This window comes from Terribium retamae, from assembly GCF_022347545.1.
Classification (GTDB): Bacteria; Pseudomonadota; Alphaproteobacteria; order Rhizobiales; family Rhizobiaceae; genus Mesorhizobium; species Mesorhizobium retamae.
Genome location: NZ_JAKREW010000042.1, coordinates 24,920 through 35,469, shown reverse-complemented (window position 1 = coordinate 35,469; position 10,550 = coordinate 24,920). Strand labels below are relative to the sequence as shown.

Below are 10,550 nucleotides of genomic sequence, written 5' to 3'. Positions count from 1 at the left end.
GAAATCAGAACAACCTCGTCATACGCCTACGACAATTGGGGCGAGCTCTGGCAGACCACCAACCCAGATGGCACAAGATCAGTTGTCCTGAACGATCCAATCGGGCCTCGCGGCGGCACAGGTCCGAGCGAGGAGAGTTGGCTCGAAAGCGCCGGTCCTTCGCCGGAAATCACAAATCACCGCAGGACCTTCTTCAACCGCTTCGGTGCTGTGGAGCGTCTCGAGAGGCTGGATGGCGACGACGTCATCGCAACGACGAGCCATCTCTTTGATGGGCTCGGCCGCGGTGTCAGGAAAAATGAGCAGTTCAGGGGCCTTGAGGAACGCAACACCGGCTATACCTATGACGCTTTGGGGCGTGTGGTGAGCGAGACGCTTCCCGACGGGAGCGTGGTGAGCCGCACCTTCGCCGAGCATGTCCAGGATGAGCTGCCTGCATCCATGGTGGTGACACCAGCCAACACGTCCCGACCCGCAGTCACGGTGGGCCGCCAGACCTTCGATGGGATTGGGCGCATGACGAAGCGCAGCATCGGCCCGCGCACCGAACATTATCGTTATGACGAGGGCGATCTGAGGATCAAACAGCGCATCACGCCATCGGGAAAGGCGATCGGTTATGGCTACGTTCCCGCGCTAGGCGACGTGCGATCGGCAGTGGAAACCGACGAAGATGCAATATCATATGGCTATGACGTGACCAGTGGCCAGCTTCTCGGCGCCGAGAATGCAGGCGGCCATCGTATCTATGAGTACGATACGGCCGGTGCCCTGATCACGGAGCGATGGCATGATGCCTTGGGGGGCTACAATCGGGAAATCCATATTCGGCGGACGCTGAATGGCCGTCGCCTTGCCCGCCAGGACATCGGCGGGTTGGAAACAGTGCACGAATATGACGCGATCGGGCGCCCCGCCAAAGTCAGCCAGGGGGCGCTGGAGGCGGAATTCTCCTATGATGCCTTCGGTCGGCCGAAGAGCGTGACCACCCTTGACAAAGCCACCGCCCAGACGCTGCAGGCGGAACTGGAGTACGACGATCCCGGCAGGGAGATCAAAAGGACACTCCGGGTCGGCGCGCACGAGGTAATCATAGTCCAGAGTTGGCGCGCCGACGACCTTGTCGCCGGCAGACAGGTGACCAGAGATGGCACAGTGCAACTTTCGGAGGAATTCTCCTACGATATGCGTGGCCGGCTCGATATGCATAGCTGCACCGGTCCGAACCGGCCGAAGGATCGTTTCGGCAATGTCATCTCCCGGCAAGTTTTCGTCTATGACGAACTCGACAATATCGAGCGCTGCATCACGACCTTCGCCGATGGCAGCAAGGATACGGCGCGCTTCACCTATGCGCAAGACGACCCCTGCCAGCTCGTGAGCATAACGCACGATCATGCGAACTATCCGACCCTCGAGAACTTCGAATATGATGCCGACGGCAACCTGCTCAACGACGAACGTGGCAGGCGGATGGTCTATAATAGCCTGGGACAGTTGCTGGAGGTGCAATTGCCGGCTCGGGAAGGCGCGACCCGATATTCCTACGACGGTCACGGTGAGTTGACCGGCAGCACCGCGGCAGGACAAGTCAAGATGGGGCGCATATATGACGGCTTCCAACTTGATCGTGCCATCCATGGCGATCGTTCCACGCAGTTCTTGTATGGGCTGGGGATGCCGCTCGGTCATCAAGTCACGGATGGGACAGAGCCGGCTGTCCTGCTGCTGGCCGATTCCGGCGGAAGCGTGCTCGCCGAAAGCACCGCCGAAGGGTTGAGCAGCACGGCCTACACGGCATATGGCGAGTGCTCCGGCCCGACCTTGCAGGGCATGCTGGCCTTCAACGGTGAGGCACGCGACGAAATCACAGGCTGGTACCTGCTGGGTAACGGTTATCGCGCTTACAACCCTGTGCTGATGCGCTTCCACAGCCCCGACAATCTGGGGCCGTTCGCCGGGGCCGGGATCAACCCCTACATGTATTGTCTCGGCAATCCCGTCAACTTCCGCGATCCGAGCGGCCACCGCAGCACCCGGAGAGACCCGCCGCCCTACGTCCCTCCCTACGAAGCGCCCAAGCCCAGTTTCTGGCAAAAATGGAGCGGTGTCATCATGGGGGGGATCGGTCTGCTCGCATCGGCCTTGTTTTTGCCGTTGGGAGGGATCGGCATGGCTGTCGGGTTGGTGGGCCTCGTCGTCCAGGGGGCTGGTTTGGGAATGCAGGTTGCTGGCACCCTGAACGGCGATTCCGATCTTGCTTTGGCCGGAATGATCACGGGCGCCGTTGGAGGGCTTTTGAGCCTTGGCGCGGGTTTGTCAGCTCCAAAGGGAGGCACCTTCGGCAAATGGGCGTACAGCCGAGGAGCGCGGGCACTTGGGCGAGGAGGGGCAGTGGGCAGTGCGTCCCGCAGTTCCCTCGGGGCGGGAAGCGCTGACTGGGGGGGATACAATGTTCCCAGAAGGACTGCCTATGGCAGCGTGACGCCTGGCGTGCGTTCGCGCGCAAGCTCCTTTTCAAGCGTAGCTTCCAACGGCAGCACCGAATCCCCTGTACCGACAAACCCTCTGGGCTCGCGCGCCACTGCAGATCTTTCGGTGTCCGGAGTTGCTCAGGCAGGACCGAGTGGCTCCGATGTGAGAACATCCGAGCCAATGCTAGGTTCGAGCAGAGTACAGCAACAGCGCTCGGATCTTGTTGGAAAACCGCAAATGCAAGACTTCGCTGGAGACGTGGTTGTGTTCCAACTGTCCAAGGGACCGCGGCCACCGCAACACTCGCGACCATGAATTTTGTCGAGTCGAAGAGTCAGACTAGGACCAGTTGCGATCTGCCGCCCCCATTGAGCTGACGGCTGACCGCTCTCGCTTGGAACCAAGCGCCTTGTCGCTCTCGCACCAGAACTTTGGAGTTTGCATTATCAGTTGGTTTTAACACGGTTTTCGAATGGAGTCGTGGGATGTTTGTAATCGCCAGGCAGCTTGTTCTCCTTCACACGGTTTTCCTGCTGGTGCTTGTGTCGATGGCGCCAGCCCGTGCCGATCGGAGCTGGCAGGCCGAACCAGGCACGTTTTTGACGCCAAAGAGCGACGCGTCCGAGACCGCCCCCTACATCACGGATTTCAGCAAGCCGTTCAACGAATACAGCTGGATCACCGTACACAATGCCTATCAAGGAGACATGGGCGATCAATTGAACCGGGGGATGCGCGGCTTCATGCTCGATCTCCATCCAGGCCTGCTTCCCGATAATGAGGTGTATTTGTGCCATCCAATTCCGCCGATGGAAGAATGCGATAACAGAGGCAGCAATGGGCAGAAATTCTCCGATGCACTGAAGAATACTTTCATTCCATTTCTGAAAAACAATCCAGATGCGGTAATCACTTTGCATCTTGAGAATTATGTCTCCGCGGAAAATATTGAAAAGGCATTCAATAGTGTTCCTGAAATTGAAAGTTATATTTTCAATCCAATGTTGTTCACGGACTCGAGGAATTCATTGTATTCTGGCGGCAGCTGGCCCACTTTGCGGCAGATAATAGAGAGTGGTCGAAGGATTATAATACTTGATCAAAGATCGGAAAGTTCAAAAAAATACAATGTGAGAGGTAAGGAATTCTTTCTGCTTTATGACCAACACTGGTCTGTTGAGAATAAATATGATCTCGGAATCGCGATATTCACCCACGACTGGGATTGCACGTCCCGCTGGGGTGGTAGTGGTGGGCTTGGCCCGGAAGCAGTCAACCCGGGCCAGCCGCAATACGCTCCGCCCGGTGAGTATTTCAACGAAACCTTGATTGGGGACTGGAAGCGTCTTTTTGTCATGAACCAGTTCCATAGTGCTTTGGGCTTCGCTCCCGACGCTGCCAGCGTCGACAATGACATGTCCAAACTCTATCGCCGTGTCTACAAATATTGCAAAGAAGCAAATACGAAATATGGACTGGCAGCCGGCGATTCAGGAACGTATCGCCAGCCAAATTATATTGCGATCGACCATTACAAACAAAGTACGACGGATTTGATAACCTTTGCTGCGACGCAAACGATGGGTGGAATATACTTCTTCAACAGCAGAAACGCGAATATGCATAAAGAGGTTATTTGTGCGCTGCCGGCAGGCCGAAATTATTATCTTCGTTTAAAAGAAATGAGCTGTAATAAGAACACCGCTAAATCTCTGCTCATGACGGGTGTCAAGAAGGGAACGCAAATCACCCTGCTTGATGATCGTTCAGAGAATTACAGCGATGACTACGCAACTATCTATGTGAAGCGGGACATTTCCTTGGCTCGCTCGGTTGTCGTCGATACCTTCGAAAAGGAATTCAGTGACAACCCGGACTATCGCATCGTCTATGTCAAAAACACCGGCCTCGATGGCAGCGTGAGCGTCATCCACGTCGAGCAGAATGTGCCGGAGGACAATTTCGTGGACTCCCGCATCGTGCTTCATAAGGGCTACAATGCGACAGGAGGTGTCGCCTGCACACTCGATCTCAAAATCCCTCGTAGTTTCAGCTTCAAGGGAAGCGCGAACGAAGGCTGCGAAAACAATGCAGCGAAGTCGGCCAGAATCCTGAAAGCAAAGGCAGGCACCAAAGTCACCCTGCACGACAATAAGAACGTTCCCGATCCTGAATGCGAGGACGGCTGCACGGAGATCCATGTCAAACAGGATATCCGCAATCCAATCACGATTGACGATCTGGATAGAAGCTGGAGCAACAATTTTGTTGCTGTAAAGAACATTCGAGAGAAAATTGCCGGAAAGGTCTCGTCCGTCGATATAGATGCTCCCCTTTTTGGCGGAGCCAATGTCTTCCCTCGTTCAACGCTTGGCGATGGCCATTGGGGAAACTGGGCCAGCAATACCTCAAACTGCCCCAGCGGGCAATTCGTCTGGGGCTTCCGTTTGAAAAGCGAACGGACGCGGGGCAATACGGACGACACAGCACTCAACGCGGTTCAGCTCTATTGTTCCCGCAGTGCGGGAGCATCTCCGATAACCAGCCGTGAGGCGTCCTGGCAAGATCATACCAATGGGCCTGTGCTGTGCAGCGAAAGCGACGGGCCGGTCAATGGTTTCAGCATTCGGATAGAGCCTAGACTGAAAGGTGGGAACGATGACACCGCGGCAGGCAATGTGCGCATGGTGTGCCGCAACGCGGGGCGCGTGCTCGGTGTGGAGCCGGCGGCGCAGTGGGGCAACTGGTCACCGACGTTCAAGTGCCCCGTCGGCGAAGCCGCAATCGGCTTCATCACTCGGGTCGAGCCGGACCGTGGCAGTTATGACGATACCGCGCTCAACGGCATGCGACTGCTTTGCGGGCCATATAAGAAAGATATTGCCGCTGCTTCAAACCTGCGTGCGACCGCGCACGACAAGACGAGCATCACCTTGGCCTGGCAGCCTGCCAGCGGTGGCCTTGATGGTATTTCCTACGATCTGATGGGCCCGGAAGGTCTCGTCGTCGAGGGACTGGCAACGACATCCTATACCGTTCGCAATCTCTCTCCTGGCACCGAGTACAGATATTATGTGGTCGGCCGTGACGGTACCGGAAATATATCCGAACCGTCACTCAGTATGTCGCAGGAAACATCCTACGATCCCCTCCTTGCACCATCGAATCTGCGGTCGCAGCCGTGGGGAAGTCCGGACACGATGTTGACCTGGGAGCCAGCCAGGGGCGGTTATGGTGGGATCACCTATGAAGTCCAAATCGCCAAAGCCGAGCTTGGCTCGGACGCGGTCTTCGGCAAGATCGTCCAAATTCCGATCTTGTCTGGGATATCCCATCTGCTGCAAGGATTGGAGCCAGGCACCGACTACGAGGTTCGAATCGAGGCGCGCGATGGCAAGGACAATCGGAGCAGCACGGATAGATTGCGGTTCAATTCCGGCTATCCGCCCCTAATTGGTCCAAATGAATTCAAGACCAGCGGCGCGATCGGTGTCACCGATGTTCCCCTAAGCTGGGCTCCCGCTTCCGGCGGCGATGGAAATTATACCTACGAGATCAGCAGTCTCGATTCGTACGGCAACGAAACGCTGCTGGCGAGGACGGCGTCGACGAATCTCAAGCTCGCCAATCTGGCTCCCGATACACGATATGAGCTGACGGTCCGGGCTCGAGACGGGCAGGACAAACTCTCGGCAGAAGCCCCATCCATCACGGTGACGACGGATACTTACCCACCAAACCAACCGGCGAACTTCACCGTCAAACCAAGCGAAGGGGCGGATGGAACGACGTTCATCGTATCGTGGAATGTGTCTGAAGACGGCGCCAAGCCGATACACTATGATGTTTTCGATCAAAGCGGGCGCGTCGTCACGACAACCTATCAGACCGCAACCATTTCGGGACTTGTCGGTGGTCGCGAATACAGTTTCCATGTCAGGGCCAGAGACAGAAAGAACCGCCATTCAGAGCCCAGCAATCGCGTTACGGTGGCTGCTGCTCGTCTTTTGCCGCCTGCAAACCTGCTTGTCAGCCGTGTAGACCGTGATCGCATCACACTTGAATGGGGCAATGCCGCTGGCGGCAGTGGCACCAGGCACTATCAGATATTCAAGAATGATGATTCCGTGCCCATCAAGGACAATCTGGACGAAGACCCGACAGGTCGCAACAGCTATGCGATAACGGGACTGACACTTGGCGAAACCTATACGTTTAAGGTTCGGGCAATCGATCCTGTCTCCAGTCTTCAATCAGACTTCTCTGTAATCAGCCAAAAGACGATGATTCCGGTCACCGCGCCCGTCCCTCGTGTGACCGGTCACGATGCCGGCAGCATCAGTCTCGCATGGGATGCCTCGACAGGCGGCGATGGTCCGCTCGAGTACCGAATATTTTCCGGCGAACACGAGGTGGAGACCACCGCGTCAACGAGCTACACAATAACGGGCCTGCGTTCCAACACGCAGTACGAATTCAAGGTCAGGGCTTTCGATGCGGTTGGCAACGAATCGGTCAATCCAGCTGTCGTGACAGCCAAAACAGATGCTGTCGTCACGCAGCCGCAAGACATCACCGTCGTGGCGGTTGATGAAGCCAGTATTGAACTTTCCTGGGAACCATCGATGGATGAAGGTGCCAATTCCAGTGATGGAATCCGGTATGATATCCTGACAAATGACCTGGGCGCTCCTGACGAACGCATCGCGTGGAACATACGTGGGACAAAATACAGACTGGAAGAGCTCGAACCCAACAAACTTTACACGTTCAGGGTTCAGGCGCACGATTCTCAGGCTCATTGGTCCTCTCCCTCACTGCCAATCAAACACCGCGCGGGAACGGTTCCGCTTCCTGCTCCCAAGGATTTGAGAGTCGAAAACATCTCACGTAGCGGGGTGGAAATAGCCTGGGATCATCGGCCTGTCGCCGAGCGCGGGACCTGGTATGTCATAGAGACAGCAACCGGAACCGGCAAAAATGCTCGCAACGATACTGACGAAACGGGAACCTTTATACCTTATCTGTCTGAAGATATTGCCGATCGTCACACGGTAACATTGTATGCGACAGACTGGTCCGGCAATCGAAGTTCCTCGACCGCAGTGAGCTTCTTCCCTCCGCCAATCCCAACCACACCGGCAGTGCAGATCATCGAAGTCGACGACACAAGAGCAACTCTGGCATGGGGAGGCACGGAAAGTCAGGGCGATATTCGCTATGAAATACGAATAAATGGCAGTGGAACCGTCGGCGATTTCACTCAGGCTACCCAATTTACGGTGACAGGACTGAAGCAGAACACGCAATATTCCCTGGGTGTGCGCGCTGTAGACAGCGAAGGCATCTCTTCCGACTGGGCGAATGTTGATGTTCGCACCGCTCGCCCAGGCACACCTTCCAATCTGCCCAATCTGCGCGTGGCTGCAATGAATGATGATAGTGTCACGCTGGCGTGGGATCCGTTACCATCCGGGCAACGGTTACCCCAGTATCGTATCCTGAAGAACCGGGAGCTTGTTCAAACAACCAATCAGACACATTACAAAATCGAAAATCTCTCTCCTGCCACCCATTATACGTTCGCTTTGCAAGAGATCGATGGGAACGGGCAAAAACTTTCGCTGTCAAGAACAATCAGTATCTTTACCGATCCTGAGTCATCGTTGCCACTGGCTGCACCGTCCGGCTTGCGGATCGTCACCGTCACAGACACAAGTCTGTCAATCGCATGGGACCCGGTATCAGGAGGAACGGGGAACATCACCTATGAAATCTATAAGGATGGCAAACTGACAGCCCGCAGGGCTGGGCAGACCAGTCACACCTTCGATGAACTGAAACCAATGACCCGCTATGCCTTTTTTGTCAAAGCGGTTGACGAAGATCAAAACCGGTCAGCCGCTTCTGATGAACTCCTCCATGAGACCGAGCGGGGATCTCCCGAAAGACCCGACAGGCTGCGAATTGTTTCGAGCGATGTCACCACGGTGAATTTGGCATGGAACCCGCCACGCAATGCCGTCGGTACGACGAGGTACCATGTCTACAAGGATGACGTCGAGGTCGACACAGTCGACACCGCCGAGTTTGCACTGACTGAACTGGAGCCGGAGCACGCCTATAGAATTCATGTCATTGCCGAGGACGACCGCGGAGAACGTTCTGAGCCATCCAAGATGCTCCCCGTCAAGGGACTAAGCAAGGCACCCGATCATCATGACTGGATGATTTGGCAAGACACGGAGAGTTCGATCGATGGGAATGACGGCGAGGGCGGCTTGACGAGGAATCTCGGCTTTGTCGTCTACGATCCGGATCAAGGTCCGGCCGAACTGCTGTCCGGTTATCGGCTGGGTTATTCCAGATTGCGCATCGCGCTTTTTGATGGCGAGGGAAGATCTACCTTCGTCTGGTTCCGAGGCTATCGAAACCAGGGCATCTGCCTGACGGGCACATTGAACTCAACTGCCAATTGTGGTGGCAACCGTACAGCCTGGAACATCAAATATGTTCCCCAAGACAATCCGGAACTTCGCGGTGTCGTCAACGGTGTCATTCGCCTTTCGGGGAGAGATGCCGATATTACGATGTGGCGCTCCGAGATCGTCATCCATGTCAAAATCCAATCTCGTATCGAGAACTTCCATATACCTGAAGTTCGTGCTCGAACCGTCGGGTTCTATTGGGACCCATTGCTGGTGAACCCGGACGAACAAAGACGGATTACATATCACTTGTTCTACGATGGAAATGGCCCCGTAAGGTGCTCAGCTCATTATGGATGTGGATTGATAGGCCTGACGTGGGGGGAACTCCACACGTTTCGTGTGGAAGGCCTGTATTCCCGAAATGTCGTTGCTCGCTCGGATATTTTGACCGTTCGCCTGCCGTCCTTCCCTACGGATGAAAAGACGTGGAAATTCGCGCCTGATCAACAAAGCGAGATCAAGGGCTTGTTGACTGGTGAGCATTTCGCCGAGCGGTTGGGCTTTGTTGCCTTTGACGAAAAAGTGGGAGAAACAAAGCTATTGTCGGACCAGAAGCCCGGATATTCCGTTTTGGCTATTCCAGTCAAGAACAATAGAGGGACAATAAATGTTGTGAAATTTCGTGGCTATCGACATCAGGGATCATGCGTGAATTTGGCACTGAATTCCACTTCGGATTGCGCAGGTGCGCAAACGGAATGGGAAATCAAGTATGCTCCTGAAGACAATCCGAATTTGGCAGGTGGCTTGCGGGGTACTATCCGTTTGGCAGCCAGAAGCCTGCAGGACAAGGAATGGGGCGCCGAAATCGCCATCGCAGTCGAAATCTCGTCTGTGGCGCGAAATCTTGAAGCTGTTGAGATTGGCTCTTCAAGAATAGGGCTCTCATGGAGTCCTGCGCCTAGCCCTTTGTACTCTGATGGGGACGTATCATATAAAGTCTACAAGAACGGTACGGAGATCGCCACCACCAATGATTCCCATATAGACATCATGGGTTTGGCATCTGGCCAAAATTATGCATTCAAGGTTAAGCCCTGGTATCCAGAAAACGGCGACAACAAGTATGCTGCCGAATCAAATGAACTGGATGTGCGTACGCTGGATGCCGCTCCAAATCGCCAAGAATGGGAGTTCACTGCCGACACTAAAAGTGCAATAGTGGGTACTCTGGCAGATGCCGAAGCCAAAAACATCGGCCTGGTTGCGCTATCGCCCGATCAGGGACCTACAAGCCTTGTGCAACTGCAACTTGGTTTCTCACTGTTGAGTATTCCGCTCCGAGATCAATTGGGTCGAACAAGGAGAATTCCATTTCTTGCTTCGCGACTGCTAGCTTCCGCTAATTGCTTATTGACGATCAATTCCACGGCCAACTGCACTACGAGTCCTAATGCGATTCCGGGGTGGCGAATCGAGTACCCTGTTGTCCCAGAGCTATCCGAAATCTACACTGGTACCATTCGGCTCGCAGCAAGGGATTGGTACAAGCAAGATTGGCGGTCCGAAGTATTGATCGATGTCAAGATCGCACCTGCGCAATGATTGACTTTGGCGACTCGGCGGAAAGCCGCCAATCTCAAA

The 10,550-nt window shown here is 55.0% G+C and carries 2 protein-coding genes; both read left to right on the top strand.

The genetic code is table 11. The features are described from left to right. A partial coding sequence (locus tag L4923_RS25740) for an RHS repeat-associated core domain-containing protein (protein WP_239369958.1) occupies positions 1-2,790 on the top strand: 2,790 nt, incomplete at its 5' end. A 170-nt stretch (positions 2,791-2,960) separates the two neighbouring features. After that, the gene (locus L4923_RS25735; RefSeq protein WP_239369957.1) at positions 2,961-10,511 is read left to right on the top strand and encodes a fibronectin type III domain-containing protein; all 7,551 of its coding nucleotides are present in this window, start codon (positions 2,961-2,963) and stop codon (positions 10,509-10,511) included. The last annotated feature ends 39 nt before the right edge of the window (positions 10,512-10,550 follow it).